The organism is Aequorivita iocasae (genome assembly GCF_016757735.1).
Classification (GTDB): Bacteria; Bacteroidota; Bacteroidia; order Flavobacteriales; family Flavobacteriaceae; genus Aequorivita; species Aequorivita iocasae.
The window spans coordinates 171416-193514 of the sequence record NZ_CP068439.1 but is presented as its reverse complement, the minus strand read 5'-3'; the positions used below and the strand labels follow the sequence as shown (position 1 = coordinate 193514).

Genomic DNA, 22099 nt, shown 5'->3' with positions numbered 1-22099 from the left:
AGTAAATTTAATTTTTTAAATACGTTTTTACCAACAAAAGAAAAACGATAAATGCAATGAACCCGACTAAAATCCAAAGACTGCCCTTGTACTGTTTTTTGTGAAGTTTTTTATCACCACGGTAACTATAAACCATTATAATTACAAAAACTACTAAAAATAAAACAGCAAAAACCAATTGGCTGGTAGTAAACATAATTGTGTAATTTTACAATACAAATTTACAACCATAAAACCATTATATGAAGAATAAAATTGCCGCAGTTTCCGAATTTCATAATGCTTTTGGATTGGGAATGAAAGAAGCCCCAACCGCAAACCTTGGAATCAAAAAAAATCTTTTGCGATACGAACTTATGCGCGAGGAAAATGAGGAATATCTTGAAGCTGCCAATAATAATGATTTGGTTGAGGTTGCCGATGCGCTGGGCGATATGCTATATATTTTGTGTGGAACTATTATCGAACACGGTATGCAACACAAAATTGAAGAGGTATTTAATGAAATACAGCGAAGCAATATGAGCAAGCTTGGAAATGATGGTAAACCAATATATCGTGAGGACGGCAAAGTTTTAAAAGGGCCAAATTATTTTAAACCAAATATCCAAGCCATACTCGATAAGTAAAAAAAATCCAAAACGTAAGGTTTTGGATTCTTTAAAAATTTTTTACAAACAGCCATTAAACTACCTCATATCTCCAATTAAATGGGTCTTCACTTCGGTTGTACTGTATGTCCATTAATTCTTTTTTGAATTGTGTTGCAAAACCATGCTCCTGCTTTTCAAGTTCATAAACAGTTTCTTTATAGCTAAAGGCGCTTACAGGGCTTATAACTGCTGCGGTTCCGGCTCCAAAAATTTCCTTAAGGCTTCCATTCTTTGCAGCTTCTACAATTTCTGAAACTAAAACCGGTCTTTCTTCAACTTTAATATTGTCTCTTTTTGCAAGGGCTATTACACTTTTTCGCGTCACGCCGTCCAAAATTCGATCGCTAATTGGTGCGGTAAGTAAGGTGTCGTTCACACGAAAAAAGACATTCATTGTTCCCGCTTCTTCTAAATATTTATGGTCGCTGGCATCTGTCCAGATTACTTGCTGAAAGCCTTTCTCTCGTGCCAAATTTGTTGGAAAAAATTGCGCGCCATAATTTCCGGCTGCTTTTGCAGCACCTACGCCACCATTTGCAGAACGACTGTAATGTTCAGCAATTACAACCTTAACATCCCCTGTATAATATGCTTGGGCGGGTGACATCAAGATCATAAATTTATATTCTGTAGATGGGGAGGCCGAAACCCCTGCTTGGGTTGCCATTACAAAAGGGCGGATGTACAATGAGTTTCCAAGGCCGGGCTTAACCCATTCCTTGTCCATTTTTACCAAAGTTGTCAAGGCCTCAAAGAAAATATCTTTTGGAAACTCTGGTATAGCCATTCTTATGGATGATTTGTTTATTCTGTTAAAATTTTCTTCAGGTCTAAAAAGCCATACTTTACCCTCTTCATCCTTAAAAGCTTTCATTCCCTCAAAGACAGCCTGGCCGTAATGAAACACCTTTGCCGCAGGTGAAATAGTTAAAGGTCCATAAGGTTTGATAGTAGGATTCTGCCATTCACCATCCTTATAATCACATTCAAACATATGGTCGCTAAAAGTGCTTCCAAAATTGAGGTTGTCAAAATCTACATCTCCTATCCTGGAAGTTGAAACTTTTTGTATGTTAATTTTTTGAGTGGTGGAAGAATTCATGAAAAAGAATTATTTATTTTGTAAAAATAGGTAAAATTTAGGCCATATAAAATTCAAAAAATCATTAAAATTGCAATGTCTTACCAATCAATAATTTATTAACAATTTTAAAATGAAAAAAACGCTCTTCCTATTAGCCCTAATTATTTTTGCTGCCAGCTGTAAAAACGAAAACAAAGAAGCTGAAACTGTTGCCGAATCGCAAGAAATAGCCGTTAATTACCAAAGTTTTGGCGATGAAATAACTGCCGATAACGTTTTGCCAAAGGCTGAAATTATTGAAAAATATAATGACCTTAAAACGGGTGATACGATCAATGTCAAATTTACCACAAATGTAAAGGAAGTTTGCCAAAAGAAAGGGTGCTGGATGAAAGTGGATATGGGTGAAAATGAAGCAATGGTACGTTTTAAGGACTACGGTTTTTTTATGCCGAAGGATATTGCCGGAAAGGAAATAATAGCAGAAGGAAAGGCATATGTCGAAGAGATGAGCGTAGAAGACCAACGCCATTATGCCGAGGACGGTGGCGCCACGCCCGAAGAAATTGCAGCTATCACCGAGCCTAAACGCACCCTTGCTTTTGAGGCACATGGTGTACTTATTCCGCAGACGGAAAACCACTAATTTTTGAAAAGAACTTTATTTAAAACGGGCGACGGCTCTTACACCCTGCATATCCCAGAGTGGGATGAACAATATCACTCTAAGCATGGTGCAATAGCCGAAGCTCTTCACGTTTTTATTAAGCATGGGCTTTATTATTGGATTTCAGAAAATGAAACCGATTCAGCCTCGATACTTGAAATTGGTTTCGGAACAGGCTTAAATGCTTTTCTTACTTTTCTGGAAACGGAACAAAATGCATTTTCGGTAAACTATACCGGTATTGAAGCATATCCATTAAAGATTGACGAAATTAGAAATTTGAACTATGCCGCGCTCTTAAAAGCTGGCGAAGAAAAATTTCTGCAGCTGCACCAAACCCCTTGGGAAGTAAAAAGCACTATTTCAGAAACATTTCAACTCACAAAACAACAGAAGCTCTTTTCAGAAATCCACTCAGAAAATTGTTTCAACCTCATTTATTTTGATGCTTTCGGCATCCGTGTCCAACCCGAACTCTGGACGGAAGCTATTTTTAAAAAAATGTTTCTCGCCTTAAAGTCCAATGGAGTTTTGGTTACTTATGCAGCTAATGGAAATGCCCGCCGCGCAATGCAGTCTGTTGGCTTTAAGGTAGAGCGCCTTGCAGGTCCTCCCGGAAAAAAAGAGATGTTAAGAGGGACAAAACCCTGAAATCCAAATTGAAAAATTCCCAATCTTCCGTTAAGGCGCTTTGCTATTTCTTTTTGAATCTATAAATTTAAAAATATGATTAAAAAAGTATTAATAACAGGAGCTACGGGACTTATTGGTACTGAACTGGTAAGGCAATGTCATAGGGAAGGAATTTCAGTTAATTACCTCACTACCAGCAAAGAAAAAATTGAAAACTCCGAAAACTACAAAGGCTTTTATTGGAACCCAAAAAAAGGCAAGATTGACGTAAGTGCTTTTGACGGAGTCACGGCGGTCATAAATCTGGCTGGAGCTACCATCTCTAAGCGATGGACCAAAAAGTACAAAAAGGTAATTTTGGATAGTAGAATTGCACCCATTAATTTATTGAGGGACACCCTTCAAAATATAGATCACACCATTGTACATTTTATATCTGCAAGTGGCATTAGTATCTATCCTAATTCTGAAACAAAATTGTATTCCGAAGAAGATGAAGAAGTAGATGATACCTTTTTGGGTGAAGTGGTGCTTGCCTGGGAAGCCGCGGCAGCACAGTTCAAAAACATGGGTATGGAAGTAAGCAAAGTACGTACTGGTGTTGTTTTGGCAAAGGATGATGGTGCATTTCCCCAATTGGTCAAACCCGTTAAATTTGGTGTAGGGGCTCCCTTGGGAAATGGTGAACAATGGCTTTCTTGGATTCACCTTGAAGATATTGCCGGAATTTATTTATTTCTCTTAAAAAACCAGTTGGAAGGAAAGTACAATGCCGTAGCGCCAAACCCAGTGCAAAATAAAAAAATGACTAAAATGATTGCATCAAAACTTGAAAATCCCTTATGGCTTCCAAATATTCCCGCTTTTGCGATTAAGCTATTTTTGGGCGAAATGTCTGTTTTGGTTTTGGAAGGGCAACTTGTAAGTTCAAAAAAAATAGAGCAGTTGGGTTACCCTTTTAAATATTACAATCTTGATAATGCACTGCAGGATTTATTATAAAAAAAAAGAGAGGCAACTTAGCCTCTCTTTTTTGTTAGTGTTTATTTTATTAGGCCTTGTTAGCTACCAAAGAAACAGTGATATTTATATCATCACTAATAAATTTATCTCCCAAATTTGGAAAAATAGATTTTGAACCGTAGTTAACATCCCACTTGGTTCGGTCTATAACAAAAGTTTCACTTTTCAGCATCATTTTGTCACCGTCCATAGTTACGGTTGCAGGAAATTCAATGGCATTTGTTTTGTCTTTAATGGTCAAATTTCCTTTTACAATATTGTTTTCAATGCCAGTCATTTCAAATTTTGCAGTTGGATATTCCTTTACATTAAAGAAATCTCCTTCCTTGCCCTCAACGGTCCCTTTTAAGTGAGCCTCTAGATTGGCTTTTTCCTCACCTTCTAAGTCCTCAACGCTAATGCTGTTCATGTCAATCACAAACTCTCCCGCTTCTGCGTTTCCGTTGTTTAGGTGAACTGTTCCTGAAGAAAGCTTTATAGATCCATGGTGCTTTCCAGTGGGTTTTGAACCTTCCCACATAATTGTTGAAGCAGCAGTATCAACAGTATACTCAGTAGCCATTTCTGTAGCTTCGGCCGCTTCTTCAGTTGGCATTTCGGCTTCTTTTTCATTGTTTTTACATGAGATAGATCCCACTGTAATAAAAGCCATTAATGTAATTTTTAAAAATGTAGATTTCATATTTCTTGGTTTTTGTTTTGATTTGCAAAAATATGGTTAAACAAAATAAATTTTCTTAAAGTAATATTAAATTAAATTACCGTGACATTTTGACATTTTAAAACAAATGGCAGTACTTTTGCTCCCTTCAGAAAAAATTGAAAGAAACGCTACTATGGGCAAAAACGATAAATTGAAAGAAACCCACCACGATGATGAAGTGGGTTTTGACGATCAAGAATTAAATGAACAGGAAATTGCAGAGGAAAAAGTAACCGATGCGCTTTCAGAATTACAAGAAGAATTTCAGCGTGAAAAAGATCGCTATTTGCGCCTTTTTGCTGAGTTTGAAAACTTTAAAAAACGTACTGCCCGCGAACGGGTTGATATGTTTAAAACCGCAGGGGCCGATGTAATTGGTTCTTTATTACCGGTTTTGGACGATTTTGAACGCGCCTTGAAAGAAATAGAAAAAAGCGATGACGACAACCTCTATAAGGGCGTCGAGCTTATAAATAATAAACTGCGCGAAACCCTTAAGTCTAAAGGCCTCCATTTAATGGATGTAAAGCCGGGCGATGCATTTGATGCAGATGCACACGAAGCGATTACCCAAGTTCCCGCACCCGAGGATAAACTGAAAGGCAAAATTATAGATGTAGTGGAAAAAGGATATACCTTGGGCGATAAGATAATCCGCTTTCCAAAAGTGGTTATAGGACAATAAAAAAAGCTATCCGTTATTTCGGATTATAAATATGAAGGAAGATTATTACGAAGTTTTAGGAATTTCAAAAGGTGCTACGGCTGCTGAAATTAAAAAAGCATACCGAAAAAAAGCACTACAATACCATCCCGATAAAAATCCGGGCGACCACGAAGCAGAGGCTATGTTTAAAAAATCTGCCGAAGCTTATGAAGTGCTCAGCGACCCCAACAAACGTTCGCGTTACGACCAGTTTGGCCATCGTGCCTTTGAAGGCGGCGGTGGTTTTGGCGGCGGCGGCATGAATATGGAAGATATTTTCAGCCAGTTTGGCGATATTTTCGGAGGGGCATTTGGCGGAGGCTTTGGTGGCGGTGGCCGCAGAACCGTTAAGGGAAGTAACTTGCGCATACGTGTACAGCTTACTTTGGAAGAAATTGCCAATGGGGTTGAAAAAAAGATAAAAGTAAAACGCAAAAAACTTGCAAAAGGTACAACTTATAAAACCTGTGCTACCTGTAATGGCCAAGGGCAGGTAACTCGAATCCAAAACACTATTTTGGGCCGCATGCAAACTTCAGCTACATGTAGCACATGTGGAGGTCTGGGCCAGATCGTGGATTCAAAACCCGCAAATGCAGATGCGGAGGGAATGTTGGTAACCGAAGAAACAGTTTCCATTAAAATTCCTGCAGGGGTTGTAGATGGAATGCAGCTAAAAGTATCTGGAAAGGGTAATGATGCTCCGGGCAACGGAATTGCCGGAGATCTTTTGGTTGCCATTGAAGAAAAACCACACGATACATTGCAGCGCGAAGGTGATAACCTACACTATGATTTATACATAAGCTTTTCTGAAGCAGCCTTGGGAACCTCGAAGGAGATTGAGACCGTCACCGGAAAGGTTCGCATAAAGATTGATAATGGTGCGCAGAGCGGAAAAATATTGAGGCTTCGCAATAAAGGAATTCCAAGTATTAATGGCTATGGTACGGGAGATTTGCTGGTACATGTAAATGTGTGGACCCCAAAGTCGCTTTCAAAAGAGCAAAGAGAATTTTTCGAGAAAATGAGCAATGACGAACACTTTCAGCCCAAACCGGAAAAAGAGGACAAGTCCTTTTTTGAGAAAGTAAAAGATATGTTCTCTTAAATAAACGTTAAATAAATTTTTTTGTATATATTTGAAGGGTCGCTTCGTCTTTGAAGTGATAATTTTTCTTTTTCATAGCAATTTTTTTTCCCACCCAAGAATTTATTTTTGGGTGGGTTTTGTTTTAGCAACCTTCCCTTACTCCATTTTTGGAGCCTATCACTTAAAATACTCTTAATAATTACTAAGCTTCGCAGCCAAATCAATATATTTACATTCTTCAAATAAATTTTATGGAAAAACTTTTAGTGGTCAACAATGTTTCCAAAACCTATGGAGATTACAAAGCGCTTAATAAAGTGTCCATCGAGGTAGAAAAAGGAAGCATATTTGGCTTATTGGGTCCCAATGGAGCTGGTAAGACAACTTTAATAAGGATTATTAATCAAATTACGATGCCAGACACGGGATCGGTAATTTTGGATGGGGAACCGCTTCAGCCAAACCACATAAAATACATTGGATATCTTCCCGAGGAGCGTGGGCTCTATAAAACAATGAAAGTTGGGGAACAGGCACTTTACCTGGCACAGCTGAAAGGTCTTTCAAAACAGGAAGCAAAGGAAAGATTGAAATATTGGTTTGATAGGTTGCAAATTGGTGATTGGTGGGACAAAAAAATACAGGAGCTTTCTAAAGGGATGGCTCAAAAAATACAGTTTGTGGTTACCGTACTTCATAAACCCAAACTATTGATTTTTGATGAGCCTTTCAGCGGTTTCGACCCTATAAATGCTAATCTTATCAAAGATGAAATTTTAAAACTACGCGATGATGGGGCTACCGTTATATTTTCAACCCATAGAATGGAATCGGTGGAGGAAATGTGTGACCATATTGCATTAATCCACAAATCAAACAAAATACTTGATGGTAAATTAATTGATATAAAACGCCAGTATAAAAACAACACCTTTGAAATTGGTTTAGTAACGCAAGATCATGCTTCAACTTCAGCATTGTTAAAGGATAAATTTGAAATTTTTCCCGCAAACTTCAAAAGTATTAACGATGAATTGCAGTACAAAGTAAAAGTTCCGGATTCGGTATCGCCAAATGATTTTGTGAATTATTTAACCTCTCTCGGCCAATTGACCCATTTTGTAGAAGTAGTGCCTTCGGCAAGTGAGATATTTATTGAAACGATTCAAAAAAGCTAAGCAACAATGAACCATCTTCCACTTATTATAAAAAGGGAATACCTTACCAAAGTACGCAACAAATCGTTCATTATTATGACGTTCTTAAGCCCGTTAATATTTGTGGGTATCTTTGCGTTGGTAGCATATTTGTCTAATCTAAATAGCGACACGGTCCGTAAAATTTCGGTCTTGGACGAAAGTGGGTTATTTATTGATGACTTCAATAGTACACCGCATTTACAGTATAAATTACTAAAAGGAACCAGTATTCAGGAAGCAAAGAAAGAAGCTGAGACCCAAGAAATTTATGGACTGCTGTATATTCCGAAAATAGAAAAACTTGAAGACCTTTCAAAAAAAATAACCTTCTATTCCGAAGATTCGCCCTCACTTTCATTAATGGGCGATATCAATGAATTGTTAGAAAACAAAGTAAATACCCTAAAACTGAAAGAAGCTGGCATCGAGTCTGAAACAATCAAAAACCTTCACATAAACATAAGTGCCAACCAAGAAACTTTTAAAGGAAAAGAAACCTCTAAACTTGGCTCAGGTTTGAAATTAATCTTTGGTGGCGCCGCGGGTTATTTGCTGTTTATGTTCATCATTATTTATGGAAATATGATAATGCGAAGTGTAATAGAGGAAAAAACCAGCCGTGTAATTGAAGTAATAATCTCCTCTGTAAAGCCGCGCTTATTGCTGCTGGGAAAAATCTTCGGTACTACCCTTGCCGGAATCACGCAATTTGTGGTTTGGGTAGTTTTGATTTTGGTGCTAATGACTGTGGTGACTTCTATATTTGGAATTGACCCGGCGGCAGCTACGCCTTCGCAACAAGTTTTGCAAAATAGTGTGAATGGGGGCACGCAGGAAATTTTACAGGATATTATGATTGAAATTAACAATCTGCCCATAGCCAACCTTATAGTAATGTTTATCCTATTTTTTATTGGCGGATATTTACTTTATGCTTCATTATACGCCTCTGTGGGTGCTGCTGTTGATAGTGAAACCGACACCCAACAATTCATGATGCCTATTTTGATGCCATTGATTTTGGCTGTGTACGTAGGTTTTTTTACGGTAATCGATAATCCCCACGGCACGGTTTCACAAGTGTTTTCATACATCCCCTTTACTTCTCCGGTGGTTATGTTGATGCGAATTCCATTTGGCGTTCCGCTTTGGCAACAAATTATTTCGGTAGTCATTCTATTTGGAACTTTTATTGCAATGGTTTGGTTTGCCGCCAAAATCTATCGGGTTGGTATCTTAATGTATGGAAAAAAGCCCACTTACAAAGAAATTTTTAAGTGGCTCAAATATTAATAAGTTTTACGCCGGATAGTGCTATGAATTCGGTAACTCTAAAAAAAAAGAAAAATTATGAAAAGAAACAATGTTGTAACCTCATTGCTATTGCTATTTGCTTGTGCAATGACGGCTCAAACTACAGATTTGGCCAGAGTAGAATATTTAGCATTACCTTTTTCAAAATCAGACAACTCCATCAATCGCTATCGCGCTTTGGTGCAAGTACCAATTCCTTTGGATAAAGAAAGAAAAAAAATATTTGTTGTGGGTCTGGAATATAGGTATGTAGATGTTAATATTGAAGATACGGAAGATGTATTTGCTTTTAATAATAATTTAGTGACCTCCACCCAACAAATGGATGCCTATCTAGGTTATGTTTGGAAACAAAACGATGATTGGCGCTTTGGGGTCAAGGGAGGCGTTAAAATACAAAGTGACTTTGAAGGCAGTTTGGTAAGCGATGACTTTATTTATGAAGTGGGAGCTTACGCCATAAAGGATAAAAAGAAAAATCCTGAAGAAGGCAAAAAACCTTATCGTTTTATTGCAGGTCTTACCTATTCAACTACACCCGGTAGGTGGTACCCATTGCCCATTTTAAATTATTACAAAGAATTCCACCCCAACTGGACCTACACATTGGGTGTGCCAAAAACAAATATACGACACTATCTGAATGATAACCATAAAGATGCGCTCCAAGCATTCCTAACTTTAGATAACGTTTATTCCAATATACAGCAGAATTTTTTACCCATTTCCAATCAAAACGCTGATAATAAGTTAGCCGAAAGTATCCAGATGACAATAGGTCTTGTTGGTTTGGGCTATGAGCACTTTTTTACGGATCATCTACTTTTTTACGGCTATGCCGCGCATTCCGTTTATAACGACTTTAGGTTGGAAGATGGCGATGGAAATAAAATCTATAAAATCAATACCGAAAATTCGCCTTATTTTAGGGCAGGATTTAAATTTAAATATTAATGGCGAGAATACTTATAATAGAAGACGAAGCAGCAATAAGAAGGGTTTTGGTAAAAATCCTTTCCGAAGAAAACCAAGGTTACGAGGTTTTTGAGGCCGAAGATGGCCTTGCGGGAATGGAAACCATCAAAAAGGAAGATTTTGATTTGGTACTTTGCGATATAAAAATGCCAAAAATGGACGGTGTTGAGGTTTTGGAGGCCGTAAAAAAAATAAAACCCGAAATACCAATGGTCATGATTTCCGGGCACGGAGATCTTGAAACCGCTGTAAATACCATGAAGATGGGCGCTTTCGATTATATTTCAAAACCGCCGGATTTAAACCGTTTGCTCAATACCGTGCGCATTGCTTTAGATAGAAAGGAATTGGTGGTTGAAAATTCACGCCTTAAAAAGAAGGTGTCCAAAAATTATGAAATGGTTGGCGAATCGTCTGCCATTGTTCAGATTAAGGAAATGATAGAGAAAGTAGCACCCACCGAAGCCCGCGTTTTGATAACGGGACCAAATGGAACAGGTAAAGAATTAGTGGCACACTGGCTTCACCAAAAAAGTGAACGAAGCAGTGGCCCGATGATTGAAGTAAACTGCGCTGCCATTCCCAGTGAGTTGATTGAGAGCGAACTTTTCGGTCACGTAAAAGGAGCCTTTACTTCAGCAAATAAGGACCGCGCAGGAAAATTTGAAGCTGCAAATGGAGGCACCATTTTTCTTGACGAAGTGGGCGACATGAGCCTTTCCGCGCAAGCAAAAGTATTGCGGGCCCTGCAGGAAAACAAAGTGCAACGTGTGGGCAGCGACAGGGATATAAAAGTAGATGTGCGAGTGATTACCGCAACCAATAAAAACCTTAAAAAAGAGATAGAGGAGGGCAACTTCCGCGAGGACCTCTACCATCGTTTAGCTGTTATTTTAATAAAAGTTCCGTCGTTGAACGATAGAAGAGATGATATACCGCTGTTGGTAGATTATTTTTCTGAAAAGATTTCAACGGAACACGGTACCGCTAAAAAGAAATTTTCTTCAAAAGCCATCAAGTTATTGCAGGAATACGACTGGACCGGAAATATCCGCGAACTTCGTAATGTTGTGGAACGCCTTATAATTCTTGGCGGAAAGGAGATTAGCGAGGAAGATGTAAAACTCTTTGCAAGTAAATAATCTATAAAAATGAAAGAAGTAAAAATCGAAGACTTTAAAGTAACCAAGCCAATAAAACTGGATGGTACTAAGAACGATTGGGATTTGGACGCTTCCGAAAAGGAATTGGAAGATCATCTTGAAGATACCCGAAAAAAACTGGGGAAACTTCAAGATACATTGTATGCCCACGGAAAGTATGCAGTGCTGGTCTGCTTGCAAGGAATGGACACGGCCGGGAAGGACAGTTTGATTCGTGAAGTCTTTAAGGATTTTAACGCACGTGGGGTAGTGGTGCACAGTTTTAAAACACCTACCGTGCTCGAAAAAAGACACGATTATCTTTGGCGCCATTACATAGCACTTCCCGAACGTGGAAAGTTTGGTGTTTTTAACAGAACCCATTATGAAAATGTTTTGGTCACAAGGGTACATCCCGAATATATTTTAGGTGAAAATTTACCAAACGTGAATAGTTTGGAAGATATAGATGATGCTTTTTGGGACAAACGTTTCCAGCAGATAAACGATTTTGAAAAAACCATTCACCAAAACGGGACTATTATTTTTAAATTCTTTTTGAACCTTTCAAAAGATGAACAAAAGAACCGCCAATTACGCAGATTGGACAAACCAGAAAAAAACTGGAAGTTCTCTCCGGGCGATTTGGACGAAAGGGAATTGTGGGAAGACTATAGAAAATGCTATGAGGAAGCTATCAACCGTACCTCAAAACCACACGCCCCCTGGTACATTATTCCTTCGGACGATAAAGAGACTTCCCGGGTAATTGTGGCAGAAATTATGCTGCAAGAACTTAAAAAATATAAAGACATTAAGGAACCGGAACTGGACGACGATATAAAAGCCAAGATTTCCGAATACCGTGACCGACTTAAAAATGATTAATTTAGCCCCTTAATTTGTTTACTCTCCACCTTATTTCTTTTTTAAAAATTTATAAATGAAAATTTCTCTCCTCCCCACACTCATTTTTACGATATTAACTTCTTTCATGAGCATTTCTCAGAACGCCGTACAGGATTCGATTATGCTGAAACAGCTTTACACCACCGCTTTGACCGACGGAAAAGCCTATGATTGGCTGGATTATCTTTCCAATGAAATAGGTGGCAGACTTTCCGGATCATTTGAGGCAGAAAGTGCTGTAAAATATACTGAGGCAGAATTAAACGCTCTGGGACTGGACAAAGTATGGCTACAGCCTGTGATGGTTCCAAAGTGGACGCGTGGTTTTAAAGAGTATGCCTATATAGAATCGCCCACAGGCGAAAAAACCGTAACCAATATTTGTGCACTGGGCGGATCGGTGGCTACCCCGAACTTGGGAATAAAAGCCCAAGTAATAGAGGTAAAAGGCCTAGACGAGCTGGCAGCTTTGGGAAAAGAAAAAATTGAAGGTAAAATTGTTTTTTACAACAGACCCATGCAGCCAGATTTAATCCAAACTTTTGAAGCCTATGGAGGCTGTGTGGATCAGCGCTATGCCGGGGCTGCCGAAGCGGGAAAATATGGTGCGCTTGGGGTAATTGTACGTTCTATGAACTTGCGAATGGACGATTATCCTCATACGGGGGCCATGAGTTATGGCGAGACGCCCGTAAACCAACGCATTCCTGCTGCGGCAATTAGTACCAATGGCGCGGAATATTTAAGCAGTTTGCTGAAACTGCAGCCCAATCTTTTGTTTTACTTTAAGCAGAATTGCAAAACCTTTGACGACGTGCAATCTTATAACGTAATTGGTGAAATTACGGGCAGTACAAAACCAAATGAATATATGGTAGTGGGTGGCCATTTGGACAGTTGGGATCTTGCCGATGGCGCCCACGATGACGGCGCAGGTTGTGTGCAAAGTATGGAAGTGCTGCGCCTTTTCAAAAAAGTTGGTTACAAACCAAACCATACCATTCGCGTCGTGCTTTTTATGAATGAGGAAAACGGTTTGCGCGGGGGAAATAAATATGCTGAAGAAGCCAAAAGAAAAAACGAAACCCACCGTTTTGCTTTGGAAAGTGATGCTGGCGGCTTTACCCCTCGTGGATTTTCATTTGACAGCAATGTAGCTAATTTCAAAAAAGTACAAACTTGGGAACCGCTCTTTAAACCGTATTTAATTCACTACTTTGAAAAGGGACACGCAGGGGCAGATATTGGTCCTTTGAAAGGAAATATTGATGTGCTTGCAGGTTTACGCCCCGACAGCCAACGATATTTTGATTACCACCACGCTGCTAACGATACTTTTGATGCGGTTAACAAGCGTGAGCTGGAATTGGGAGCTGCAACTATGGCGAGTTTAGTTTATCTTTTTGATAAATACGGAACCAATTAATTACCACCAAACCACAAAAAAGCGCTCCATTTTATGGGGCGTTTTTTTATAGATCAAAGGCGATTTGTTCACTTTTAATTGTTCCTCAACCAATGCTTTTACTTCTGAAAAATGGTACCAGTTAGTAATCGAATCTATGGGCAGCAGCCACTCTTTTTTGGAAGGAATTGCATAGTGCGCAGCTACATCTTCAACTAATTCTTCTAGTTTAAGGTAATGGCCCACGATACAATCTTTTATATGCTTTGGGAATGCTTCAGCGCCTAATTTCTTCGGAAGAAATAAAAATGCTTTTAAGCACAATTCCTGTGAGGTAGGTTTTGGAATTCCCAAGGATGCCAGTACTTTGGAGGTTTCGCTAGTTTGTAGCAACGGAAACTGTTTGTGTTTTAATTTCTCCAATTTTTCGTAGAGACTATCCTTTCGGTTGGGGCCAATCCATTTTTGCTCCGCTACCTCACCTGCGTTTTCATCGAACAAATAAAACTTACACGCCAATTCAATGTGAAGCACTTTTTCAGCTTGAAGATTTCTAACTATATAATCCAACTCACCCAAGGTTTCCTTTGCACCTTGAATTTGAAGGTTTGCTGCAAGCAATTCAAAGTTTAATGATTGCTTTAAATACGCCTCAAAACAGGCTTCGGCCTGCATTCCGAGTACCGTATTTTTTGGGAACTCAAAATTGTTTCCATTTACCTCTTCCGCTATAAATTCAAAATGATTAAATGGATAGTGCTCTGAACGTATTTTTAGTTCAGGTGTATTAATAAAGAGTTGTAAAAGATCAGTCGTTTTAATAGTTATCGCTTTAGTATGCTTTCATATTTCGCAATCCATTCATCAACCGAAACTTTTGTGGTAAGTTCTCCCAACAAATCAAAAGGGATTTTTTTAGGGTTTTTAAAGCGGATACAACTTTTGCCCATATCCAGTTTACCCGTGGCGTGTTTGGGGTATTCTTCCGTAAACCATTTCATCAACGCTGGATCGCTATAAATTCCCATATGGTAAAAGCCAATGTGGTTTTTCTGGGATGCCAAAGCCATAAATGGAAGCGCATCTTTCGGATTGCAATGATAGCCATCGGGATAAATGCTATGCGGCACTACATAGCCTAACATGCCATACTGCATGGTTTCCTCAAAACCTTTGGGAAGGTTTTTATTTACGGTATCGCGTAGCTTTTGCATTACTTCCTTTCGGTCTTCGGGAAGTTCGGCTATATATTGGTCGGGCGTGCTGGCTTTTGATTGCATAGATTGAAATTTGAATAGTTTAAGTTCAAAGTTAAAGGAATTTTAGTGAAGTTTTTTGAATGTGTTCGTTGTAGCTTTTTTGTTGCGCGAAAATATAATTGTACATTCCCTTAAAATTTGAAAACAATGAAACTATTTAAAACACTGTTCCTACTTGCCTTATTTGTACTTTTTACACTAGAAGGGTATTCGCAGGAAATAACGAAATATGACTTTCTTGAAATAATTGTTGTCCAAAAAGCAAACAATCGCGGAAAGGTGAAGCGTATAAAAGTGGAAGAGCAGACTTCACTCATAGGTCAAAATATTTCTATTGATGAGATAGAGGATATTGAGGAAACTTCTACTTTACTGAATTATATGAATTCCCGCGACTGGGAGTTTTTGGACAGGCAGTCTGTAGTTTCTGAAGATAACGACCCGGTGTGGATGAGTTATATTTTTAGAAAACGGAAATAGATGTTTGGATTGTTGGATAGTTGTATTTTTAGAAATTTGCTAATTGCTAATTGCTAATTGCTAATTGCTAATTGCTAATTGCTAATTGCAAAGCTATTCCCTTAAAATCTTTTCCATCGATTTGCCTTTTGCCAGCTCGTCTATAAGCTTATCTAGATAACGAATTTTTTGCATTAGCGGCTCCTCAATTTCTTCTACGCGATAGCCGCAGATTACGCCCGTAATTTTGGAAACGTTGGGATTTAGCGCTGGGGCCTGGGCAAAGAAATCCTCAAAATTGGTTTTGTTGTCCAAAACTTGCTGAAGTTGGTCTTGTGTATAACCCGTTAACCAACGGATGATGATATCTACCTCTTCTTTGGTGCGGCCTTTTATTTCAGCTTTGGTGATGTAATGTGGGTACACACCCGCAAAAGACATTTTATAGACTCTTTCGTTTTTCATTTAAGGCTATTTTTTGGCAAACTTTTATATGCCATTTTCAAACCCTAATTTACTCAAATATTATCAACAAATTTTAAAAACACTTTTTTATGACGTTCCAGATCCATATCGCCCGACAGGGAGGCACGTACAATATAATCCTTGTCGCCTTCCTTGGTGGTGCCCTGCGTGGAGGTTGCCGGAATAGTCCAATAACACCCCTTTAACTGCCCATAGCTCACACAAAACTTACTCTCTGTCGGAATTTCCGTAATCATTAAATTGATGAGCTTCAAGTTCAGAGCTCTTTTATAGGCTTCTCTTTCAGCATCGGTGTTTCCTTTTGTGGGAAGGTCCAGTGAAAATACCGATGGGGTAAAGCCTTGCGCTGCCAGTTCATCTGAAACAAAATTGATTTTTGCATCCGGCAGGGTTTCTTTTATAAAGTTTACAAATTCACGGGTATTTTTATAAGCATCAATAATACGTTGGTTCATAGACGGCAGTTGTTCGGCCAATATTTCATACTGAAGTGCGGTAGCCTCGTTATCACAAAGGGTAAGGTGCAACGCTATTTTTTCCATTAGGTCACGGGTCTTGGTGTTTCCCACTACGTAGCCTGCGGTACATTTTCCGCCACTCGGAAATTTGGAGCCACTCGCATAAGAAATAGCCCGAACCGTGGATAGTATTTCCCCTTCACCCAAAAACTGATAGTTTGGGCAAAAGGTTTGATCGAGAATAAATACGGGGTCGATTGCGGTTTCGCCATTTTCGGTTTTGCGCTCTTTGCTTAACACAGCCTTTAATTGCTGCAAATCTGGGACTTCAACTCGTGGGTTTGTAGGAATTTCGGCAATGATGTAAGCAACGGCATCTTCGGCAGCTACTTTATTTAAAACGGTATCAATGCTTTGTACCATATCGTTATCACCATCTACCGGCAAATCAACTATTTCAACATTGTTAAGGCACGCGGCCACACGTCTTGCTTGGTCGTTGGTGCCGCCATAGCAGTTGGGCGGTACAAGAAATTTGATAGCCTTTTCCTTATGGTTTTCCTGTGCATTGTGAATGAGCCCCATCATAATGGCATACTGAATGGAAAGTCCGCTGGAAGCCACAAGTGGAGTGGTAGGGGAGCCCGTGATTTTCTGTATAGATTTTAAAACGTTCTTTTTGGCTTCTGCTACATTGGTTGTGGGAAGGTCAATAGCAGTGTTTGCTACTAATGCTTGTAGAGCAATTTCACAATTGGCGGGCGTCATGGCAATGGTTTCCCTTCTTCGTACGTGCTGAATTTCGGAAACGTAGGTTTCGTTCTTTTCGCCATAAACCGTTAAAATACTCCCGAGCGAGCCGTACAGGTTGATGTAAAAATCTACGTTGGGGTTGAGATCCAACGCGCCGATTTCATCTTTTTGTGAAATGAGAACAGTACTACCGTTATATTCAGGGATGTTTGAGGCGTTATCAATCTGTTTCAATTCAAAATCGTAATTGTAAACATCTCGTATTATTTCAGCATCGAAAAAAGAGGGCAGGGTATCGGTATAAAGGATTTGGGTGTTTTTATTCACCAATAAATTCTTCCGCAGGATTGCCAAAATAGGAACCGTATTGGAAGCAAAACTGATCACGTTTTCCGGCTTTAGGTGGTTCGCCTTGGCAATTGCCCATTCCAAAACACTGGAAAGCGGGTGACCCAAGCGGATATAATCATAGGCCGTGGGCAGTTTTTTTAGAGCCGCCGTTTCGGCATTATTGTCATGGTATAAGTTTTCAAACTGATCTAGGAATTGCGTTTTTGCCAAGCTTTCATCATAAATATCAAGCCTGTGCGTAGTTAGGTTTAGCCAGTCTGAAGGCATATTTTTTAATACGTCTTTTATATAATTGTGCATTTGGGCGTCTTGCATATTTTTCACTTTTTTATAGGGCGGCAAGTTACATTAAATTGATTTTTTTAAAGATGATTTAAGAGTTTTGTAACAGACGAGTGCACACACGAGCAGCGCTAAACCAGTATAGCAGAAAACACTATAGCTTATTGAAGGGTACATTGCCTAAACCCGAAGCCAGCAATTGTCCGGCGGCGTTTATGGTAAAGGGGGTGGCATCGGTAGCGCCGTCCTCATAATCTAGGGTAAGGGTGGTTTCGCTGCTGCTCCAGTTAAAGGGCCTGAAGTTTGAAATTGCGGTGCCGCCCGGCTGGGCTATGTATTCGGTACTGTAGCCGTTGCCTTCCGTATTAAAATACAGTTTGTAGTCATATTCCTCGCTAAAGTCGCTGCGTTGCCATACGCCAAGTAAGCTTTTGGTTGAATCTGTGTTGTTATTTTTTTCGTCATTGTTGCAGGATAGCAGGGCACTCATTGCAATAAAAAGGAAGGTAACTTTTGTTAGGCTATACAGTTTCATTAAGCTAGCGCAGGGTTTTGGTTGTAGTTGTTTTAGTAGGGTTAAAAGTAAAGAATATTGTTGATACGTGTGTGGCATATTTGGTAGGATTATTCTTTAATGAAGGTAAGTAGGGAGACTCACTCTGGCGCACTTTTATAAAGCGTTTAATCTGGCGCGCTTTTGCAAAGCGTGCCAGGGGGGGCACAAGTAGGATGTTCGCGCTAGCGGGGTATTTTCACAATAAATCAAAAAAACATTTTGTTTTTTCGCCTTCCCTTCCTATTTTTAAAATACTGAAACCCAAACGGTTTAATCTTTTCTCCCCAGTTTATTTGTAGCGAACGCGTTGGTTCGCGGAACATACATACGGTATGGCGTCTTGGCGCCTTTCCCTGTAGAAGTTGCCGTTTTGCTAACGCTTTTATTTTAGGACCATTTAATTTTTTTATTAATCTTTAAATTTTTTAAGTATGCCTATTAAGTATAAAGTAGTGCAAAGAGCGGAACCCGGCGTAGCGGGCGGGGGGACCAGAAAGTGGTATGCCAGCATGGTAAATGATGGCGAAATGACCATTGACGACCTAGTGTCGGAAATTGAAAAGTTCAGTGCGTTGAGCGAGCCCGATATTAAGGGCGTAATCATTGCGCTGGAAAACGTAATCCAAAAAGCGCTGTCGGACAGTAAGGTAGTGCGCTTGGAGAAATTGGGTAGCCTATACCCATCCATTAGCAGCGGCCCTGCCGATACGCAGGACGATTTTGTGGCCAACAGTATGATCAAGAAAGTAAGCGTGCGCTACCGTGCGGGCAAGCGTATCCTGGATGCCATGAAGAATGCAGGTTTTAAGAAGGTTGCCGAAAGATAGCCTTCTTTTTACAAAAACATAGCTATGTTTTACCCAAAACATGGCTATGTTTCACCCTAAACTAAGCCATGTTTTATATGAAATGTGGCTTTGTTTTTTTTGTGGGGTGTGTATTGGGGTTGTGAAGTTGTCGGGCACACGTGGCAAACTTGCCTGCATCCGGCAGGCGTGCGCTAGGGGGGGCGAACTACTTTTTTTTCAGATGAAAATTATTATCTACTGTATAAATTGTTTTAAGACCTAAATCTTCTATTCTTTCAAAAATATACTCTAAAATAACATCATCATATTCTTGTGCATAATCAAGAATTGTAACATCCCACCAAGTATTAATAGCTTTTTCAATTATTTTAAATGTATATTCTAAAGTTAAATTAGCCAATGAAATTTGAGGAATGGCAAAATGAATAATTTGATTTCTTATTCTACCAAACTTATTATATAAGTCTAAAGATTCAATTTTATAACCAGTTGTTGCCCACAGTCTATCTGGTAATTCCGAATACATAATGGTTTGTCCGTGTTCTAATAAATCTTCCATTTTAATATTTCCATCTACTAAATTCGCTTCTTTAGGAATTTTTGTAAACACTAAAAGAGGATGTTCTTCAACTATTTTCGATTTAATTAAGATTTCAAATCCATTTGCAACTTGAACTAAACCCATAGCGTGTGAATAAGGTTCCCCCATTTCAGAAAAAGTTGCATTAACTACCCCTTTTGCAACCATCGATAATCCAAAATCTCTCATCTGTGATGCAATTCTAGATTTATCTTTGATTGCTAAATGATTATTATCGCCATTCAGACCATGAAAAAATCCTAAAGTGTATGCTTCAATAGCGCTTCTATGACGCCTAAAGCCCTTTTGGCTCTTTTCTAGATTTGTGATAAAGTCTTCCAGATCGAAATTCAGTAGTTTTTTCGCGCCGTTTTGTAGGCCTTTTTCATACGCGCAGGAAGCACACTTATGTCGTTCAAAGTTCCCTTGGCTAATTGGTAAATCTTTTATGATTTGATCAGTATCAATATGATTTTTTTTACAAGCCATTATTCTTCAATCTGATCAATTATCCAATTAACCCAACTTAAAATAGTAGAAGATCTTCTATAAAATGTACTTTCTGAGTTAACATTATATAAATTAGATGTTTTCATTAAAGAAACGGTTTGATGGCTGGTGGGAGATTCAGCATTTTCAAAATAAGAATTAATCACTTTATTAAAAACCTCGTGAGATAAGATAAGCCGGATAAATTCAACTTGTCTTTCAGTCAAGGGTAGATTAAAAATTCTTTTACCCAAATCTGTGAGGTAATACACGATCTCATTATTCTCTTTTGATTTATCTATAAGACCCAGATATCTTCCAGCATCTGTATAATAGTTAGTTTGTCGAACATCAAAATCATAGTTTACGGTAACATATTCTCTAGTTAAAGTACCATTTTCATTAAGTAATTCACAAATATTAATTACTCTTTCAAATGAATCAGCTTGCGGAAATGGTATTTCAGGTTCTTTAACGGTTTTTATTTCGTGAGCAATTCTTTGAATTAGTTCTATATTAATAGCACCATCCCTAATTATATATTTTTTTTCTTGTTTTAAAATTAATGAATTATAGTGATTAGGATCTTCGAAGAAATATTCCCGAAAATGAAAAATACCATTTGAATAGGTTAAAAAGATAGGGCGTATTTCTTTATTTATTTTTCCGCTCCACAATTTAAAAGGATAGTAGAGTTGACGGATTAGGAAATCTTTGGAAATAGAATTTTTTGCTTCGATTAAATTTAAAGATTTAACTCCTTCATATCCTCCGTCAATTTCTACCTGACTATTATTGACACTAATGTTTAATACTCGTGATGGTGTTTCAATACTAAAATCAAAATTTGAAGAACTCATTCTACCACTTACTGTTGGCATTATTTGATCGTCTTGGATAAAATCTTCAATAATACCTGTAACGAAAGCACAGTTTAAAGCAGTCGATTCGCTAGTTATATTATCGTATTTTATACTTTCCAAATAATTCGGAAAATCTATTTTTTTTGGTATTGGGTTTGAGCTTTCAAAGTCGTTATATGTTTCAAAGTCCGAAATAACATATTTTCCCCGTGTAATAGGAAGAATGGAAAGATTATTTTTAGAGAAAATTTCTGGTAATTGAGAGCGATAATCAAATTTGGTCATAAGACGGGCTTCTCTAAACTTGTTTATTACCGTTGATGAGATTTCATAAAAGCCTTTCTTACTAACCTCTTCTACAATTTTATATTTAGAAAATAATTGAGCCCAAGCTATGTCATTCTTAGTATCACTCATAATTTCTGATAAGAACTTCATCAATTTCCCCCCTTTTAGTAGCATCTGAATTTATGGGTCTGTTTGCTTTTACTAGAGTGATATTATATCTTGAATATAAATCCATAATAAACTGAGTTGCAGAATTTGAAACTAAAAAACTAACACCTTTTTTATCAAGCTTATCACATAAATCTCTTAGTCGAACTTGGTCAAAAATATTAAATCCACCTTGTACATAACCTGTGAAATTTGAGCTTTTAGAAACAGGATCGTAAGGTGGATCAAAGTAAACAAAACTTCCTTTTCTAATATTATTTAAAGCATTTTCAAAATCTCCGTTTATGATAGTGATATCATTGTTTCTTAGATATTTACTTACTGCACGTATTGTAACTTCATTTACTATATTGGGATTTTTATATCTTCCAAACGGGGAATTAAATTCGCCCGAGTTATTTACTCTATACAAACCATTGTAGCAAGTTTTATTAAGGTAGATGACTCTTGAGGCTCTTTTAATATCAGACATTTTATCAAAATTACTTTCTCTATCAAGTGATCTAATTTTGTAAAAATAATCCGAAGTATTTATATGTGTTTTTAAATCTGAAATCAATTCCTCAGGATAATTCTTAATAACCTTATAGGTATTAACTAATTCTTCATTGGAATCATTAATAAATGCTTTTTTAGGCTGAATTTCAAATAAAACTGCTCCTCCACCGATAAAGGGCTCATAATATGTAGAAAAATTATTGGGTAGAATCTCCTTAATAGCAGGCATTAATTGTCGTTTGCCACCAACCCATTTTACAAATGGAGCTACTAGTTTATTCTTTTTCATTTAGG

Annotated in this window: 24 protein-coding genes; 14 read left to right on the top strand and 10 right to left on the bottom strand. The window is 38.2% G+C overall.

Annotated features, from left to right (window positions below; genetic code table 11):
* Window positions 1-242 precede the first annotated feature (242 nt).
* The gene (locus JK629_RS00940) at window positions 243-629 is read left to right on the top strand and encodes a pyrophosphohydrolase domain-containing protein (protein WP_202336779.1); all 387 of its coding nucleotides are present in this window, start codon (window positions 243-245) and stop codon (window positions 627-629) included.
* A 55-nt stretch (window positions 630-684) separates the two neighbouring features.
* Here JK629_RS00940 and JK629_RS00935 read toward each other — a convergent pair whose 3' ends face one another.
* Window positions 685-1755 carry a branched-chain amino acid aminotransferase gene (locus tag JK629_RS00935; protein WP_202336778.1) on the bottom strand — a complete coding sequence of 357 codons (1071 nt, stop codon included), beginning with the start codon at window positions 1753-1755 and terminating at the stop codon, window positions 685-687.
* A gap of 112 nt (window positions 1756-1867) precedes the next feature.
* Here JK629_RS00935 and JK629_RS00930 point away from each other — a divergent pair, with 112 nt between their 5' ends.
* The 3 genes from JK629_RS00930 (at window position 1868) to JK629_RS00920 (ending at window position 4039) form a co-directional block, all read left to right on the top strand.
* Window positions 1868-2383: a DUF4920 domain-containing protein gene (locus tag JK629_RS00930; RefSeq protein WP_202336777.1), complete on the top strand. Its 516-nt coding sequence runs from the start codon at window positions 1868-1870 to the stop codon at window positions 2381-2383.
* A gap of 3 nt (window positions 2384-2386) precedes the next feature.
* Window positions 2387-3055 (top strand): tRNA (5-methylaminomethyl-2-thiouridine)(34)-methyltransferase MnmD, encoded by a 669-nt coding sequence (gene mnmD / locus JK629_RS00925; protein WP_202336776.1) that lies wholly within the window; start codon window positions 2387-2389, stop codon window positions 3053-3055.
* A gap of 75 nt (window positions 3056-3130) precedes the next feature.
* Window positions 3131-4039 carry a TIGR01777 family oxidoreductase gene (locus JK629_RS00920; protein WP_202336775.1) on the top strand — a complete coding sequence of 303 codons (909 nt, stop codon included), beginning with the start codon at window positions 3131-3133 and terminating at the stop codon, window positions 4037-4039.
* 49 nt (window positions 4040-4088) lie between these two features.
* Here JK629_RS00920 and JK629_RS00915 read toward each other — a convergent pair whose 3' ends face one another.
* A complete protein-coding gene (locus tag JK629_RS00915; protein WP_225626068.1) occupies window positions 4089-4742 on the bottom strand; it encodes a YceI family protein in 654 nt (217 codons plus the stop codon).
* A 106-nt stretch (window positions 4743-4848) separates the two neighbouring features.
* Between JK629_RS00915 and JK629_RS00910 the strand changes: the two genes are divergently transcribed.
* From JK629_RS00910 to JK629_RS00875, 8 genes are all read left to right on the top strand, one after another.
* Window positions 4849-5448, top strand: a complete 600-nt coding sequence (locus JK629_RS00910) for a nucleotide exchange factor GrpE (RefSeq protein ID WP_225626066.1) — start codon at window positions 4849-4851, stop codon at window positions 5446-5448.
* A gap of 31 nt (window positions 5449-5479) precedes the next feature.
* Entirely contained in the window at window positions 5480-6580 is a 1101-nt protein-coding gene (gene dnaJ / locus JK629_RS00905) for a molecular chaperone DnaJ (RefSeq protein WP_202336774.1), read from the top strand.
* Window positions 6581-6813: 233 nt separating this feature from the next.
* Window positions 6814-7740: an ABC transporter ATP-binding protein gene (locus tag JK629_RS00900; protein ID WP_202336773.1), complete on the top strand. Its 927-nt coding sequence runs from the start codon at window positions 6814-6816 to the stop codon at window positions 7738-7740.
* 6 nt (window positions 7741-7746) lie between these two features.
* The gene (locus tag JK629_RS00895) at window positions 7747-9054 is read left to right on the top strand and encodes an ABC transporter permease (protein ID WP_202336772.1); all 1308 of its coding nucleotides are present in this window, start codon (window positions 7747-7749) and stop codon (window positions 9052-9054) included.
* A gap of 57 nt (window positions 9055-9111) precedes the next feature.
* Window positions 9112-10029, top strand: a complete 918-nt coding sequence (locus tag JK629_RS00890) for a DUF6268 family outer membrane beta-barrel protein (protein WP_202336771.1) — start codon at window positions 9112-9114, stop codon at window positions 10027-10029.
* Window positions 10029-11192, top strand: coding sequence for a sigma-54-dependent transcriptional regulator (locus JK629_RS00885; RefSeq protein ID WP_202336770.1), 1164 nt, complete (start codon window positions 10029-10031; stop codon window positions 11190-11192). Before JK629_RS00890 ends, JK629_RS00885 begins: the two co-directional genes overlap by 1 nt.
* Window positions 11193-11201: 9 nt before the next feature.
* Window positions 11202-12080 carry a PPK2 family polyphosphate kinase gene (locus JK629_RS00880; RefSeq protein ID WP_202336769.1) on the top strand — a complete coding sequence of 293 codons (879 nt, stop codon included), beginning with the start codon at window positions 11202-11204 and terminating at the stop codon, window positions 12078-12080.
* 55 nt (window positions 12081-12135) lie between these two features.
* Window positions 12136-13527 (top strand): M20/M25/M40 family metallo-hydrolase, encoded by a 1392-nt coding sequence (locus JK629_RS00875; protein WP_202336768.1) that lies wholly within the window; start codon window positions 12136-12138, stop codon window positions 13525-13527.
* On the opposite strand, the gene JK629_RS00870 is transcribed toward JK629_RS00875, so the two are convergent.
* Together JK629_RS00870 and JK629_RS00865 are read right to left on the bottom strand one after the other, a co-directional pair.
* Complete coding sequence (locus JK629_RS00870; protein WP_225626211.1) at window positions 13528-14238, bottom strand: DUF1853 family protein; 711 nt, start codon at window positions 14236-14238, stop codon at window positions 13528-13530.
* A 92-nt stretch (window positions 14239-14330) separates the two neighbouring features.
* A complete protein-coding gene (locus JK629_RS00865; RefSeq protein ID WP_202336766.1) occupies window positions 14331-14786 on the bottom strand; it encodes a DUF1801 domain-containing protein in 456 nt (151 codons plus the stop codon).
* Between the two features lie 126 nt (window positions 14787-14912).
* Between JK629_RS00865 and JK629_RS00860 the strand changes: the two genes are divergently transcribed.
* A complete protein-coding gene (locus JK629_RS00860) occupies window positions 14913-15245 on the top strand; it encodes a hypothetical protein (protein WP_202336765.1) in 333 nt (110 codons plus the stop codon).
* A gap of 93 nt (window positions 15246-15338) precedes the next feature.
* Here the strand turns inward: JK629_RS00860 and JK629_RS00855 are convergent, their stop codons facing one another.
* The 3 genes from JK629_RS00855 to JK629_RS00845 form a co-directional block, all read right to left on the bottom strand.
* Window positions 15339-15689, bottom strand: a complete 351-nt coding sequence (locus tag JK629_RS00855; RefSeq protein ID WP_202336764.1) for a DUF2200 domain-containing protein — start codon at window positions 15687-15689, stop codon at window positions 15339-15341.
* A 53-nt stretch (window positions 15690-15742) separates the two neighbouring features.
* The gene (locus tag JK629_RS00850; protein ID WP_202336763.1) at window positions 15743-17587 is read right to left on the bottom strand and encodes a PLP-dependent aminotransferase family protein; all 1845 of its coding nucleotides are present in this window, start codon (window positions 17585-17587) and stop codon (window positions 15743-15745) included.
* A gap of 121 nt (window positions 17588-17708) precedes the next feature.
* Complete coding sequence (locus JK629_RS00845) at window positions 17709-18089, bottom strand: hypothetical protein (RefSeq protein WP_202336762.1); 381 nt, start codon at window positions 18087-18089, stop codon at window positions 17709-17711.
* Window positions 18090-18541: 452 nt separating this feature from the next.
* Between JK629_RS00845 and JK629_RS00840 the strand changes: the two genes are divergently transcribed.
* Entirely contained in the window at window positions 18542-18937 is a 396-nt protein-coding gene (locus JK629_RS00840; protein ID WP_202336761.1) for an HU family DNA-binding protein, read from the top strand.
* Between the two features lie 187 nt (window positions 18938-19124).
* On the opposite strand, the gene JK629_RS00835 is transcribed toward JK629_RS00840, so the two are convergent.
* The 3 genes from JK629_RS00835 to JK629_RS00825 are packed head-to-tail and all read right to left on the bottom strand — an operon-like array spanning window position 19125 to window position 22094.
* The gene (locus JK629_RS00835) at window positions 19125-19988 is read right to left on the bottom strand and encodes a hypothetical protein (RefSeq protein ID WP_202336760.1); all 864 of its coding nucleotides are present in this window, start codon (window positions 19986-19988) and stop codon (window positions 19125-19127) included.
* A complete protein-coding gene (locus JK629_RS00830) occupies window positions 19988-21268 on the bottom strand; it encodes a type II restriction enzyme (protein ID WP_202336759.1) in 1281 nt (426 codons plus the stop codon). Before JK629_RS00830 ends, JK629_RS00835 begins: the two co-directional genes overlap by 1 nt.
* Entirely contained in the window at window positions 21261-22094 is an 834-nt protein-coding gene (locus tag JK629_RS00825; protein ID WP_202336758.1) for a DNA adenine methylase, read from the bottom strand. The genes JK629_RS00830 and JK629_RS00825 overlap by 8 nt, the downstream gene beginning before the upstream one ends.
* Window positions 22095-22099: the final 5 nt, after the last annotated feature.

Bases quoted from the DNA above. Each gene is read 5' to 3' on its own strand.
- JK629_RS00935 (WP_202336778.1), bottom strand. From the start codon at position 1,755: ATGAATTCTTCCACCACTCAAAAAATTAACATACAAAAAGTTTCAACT.
- JK629_RS00865 (WP_202336766.1), bottom strand. From the start codon at position 14,786: ATGCAATCAAAAGCCAGCACGCCCGACCAATATATAGCCGAACTTCCC.
- JK629_RS00880 (WP_202336769.1), top strand. From the start codon at position 11,202: ATGAAAGAAGTAAAAATCGAAGACTTTAAAGTAACCAAGCCAATAAAA.
- JK629_RS00860 (WP_202336765.1), top strand. From the start codon at position 14,913: ATGAAACTATTTAAAACACTGTTCCTACTTGCCTTATTTGTACTTTTT.
- JK629_RS00915 (WP_225626068.1), bottom strand. From the start codon at position 4,742: ATGAAATCTACATTTTTAAAAATTACATTAATGGCTTTTATTACAGTG.
- JK629_RS00855 (WP_202336764.1), bottom strand. From the start codon at position 15,689: ATGAAAAACGAAAGAGTCTATAAAATGTCTTTTGCGGGTGTGTACCCA.
- JK629_RS00875 (WP_202336768.1), top strand. From the start codon at position 12,136: ATGAAAATTTCTCTCCTCCCCACACTCATTTTTACGATATTAACTTCT.
- JK629_RS00825 (WP_202336758.1), bottom strand. From the start codon at position 22,094: ATGAAAAAGAATAAACTAGTAGCTCCATTTGTAAAATGGGTTGGTGGC.
- JK629_RS00830 (WP_202336759.1), bottom strand. From the start codon at position 21,268: ATGAGTGATACTAAGAATGACATAGCTTGGGCTCAATTATTTTCTAAA.
- JK629_RS00940 (WP_202336779.1), top strand. From the start codon at position 243: ATGAAGAATAAAATTGCCGCAGTTTCCGAATTTCATAATGCTTTTGGA.
- JK629_RS00850 (WP_202336763.1), bottom strand. From the start codon at position 17,587: ATGCAAGACGCCCAAATGCACAATTATATAAAAGACGTATTAAAAAAT.
- JK629_RS00885 (WP_202336770.1), top strand. From the start codon at position 10,029: ATGGCGAGAATACTTATAATAGAAGACGAAGCAGCAATAAGAAGGGTT.
- JK629_RS00835 (WP_202336760.1), bottom strand. From the start codon at position 19,988: ATGGCTTGTAAAAAAAATCATATTGATACTGATCAAATCATAAAAGAT.
- JK629_RS00920 (WP_202336775.1), top strand. From the start codon at position 3,131: ATGATTAAAAAAGTATTAATAACAGGAGCTACGGGACTTATTGGTACT.
- JK629_RS00890 (WP_202336771.1), top strand. From the start codon at position 9,112: ATGAAAAGAAACAATGTTGTAACCTCATTGCTATTGCTATTTGCTTGT.
- JK629_RS00845 (WP_202336762.1), bottom strand. From the start codon at position 18,089: ATGAAACTGTATAGCCTAACAAAAGTTACCTTCCTTTTTATTGCAATG.
- JK629_RS00840 (WP_202336761.1), top strand. From the start codon at position 18,542: ATGCCTATTAAGTATAAAGTAGTGCAAAGAGCGGAACCCGGCGTAGCG.
- dnaJ (WP_202336774.1), top strand. From the start codon at position 5,480: ATGAAGGAAGATTATTACGAAGTTTTAGGAATTTCAAAAGGTGCTACG.
- JK629_RS00910 (WP_225626066.1), top strand. From the start codon at position 4,849: ATGGCAGTACTTTTGCTCCCTTCAGAAAAAATTGAAAGAAACGCTACT.
- JK629_RS00895 (WP_202336772.1), top strand. From the start codon at position 7,747: ATGAACCATCTTCCACTTATTATAAAAAGGGAATACCTTACCAAAGTA.
- JK629_RS00930 (WP_202336777.1), top strand. From the start codon at position 1,868: ATGAAAAAAACGCTCTTCCTATTAGCCCTAATTATTTTTGCTGCCAGC.
- JK629_RS00900 (WP_202336773.1), top strand. From the start codon at position 6,814: ATGGAAAAACTTTTAGTGGTCAACAATGTTTCCAAAACCTATGGAGAT.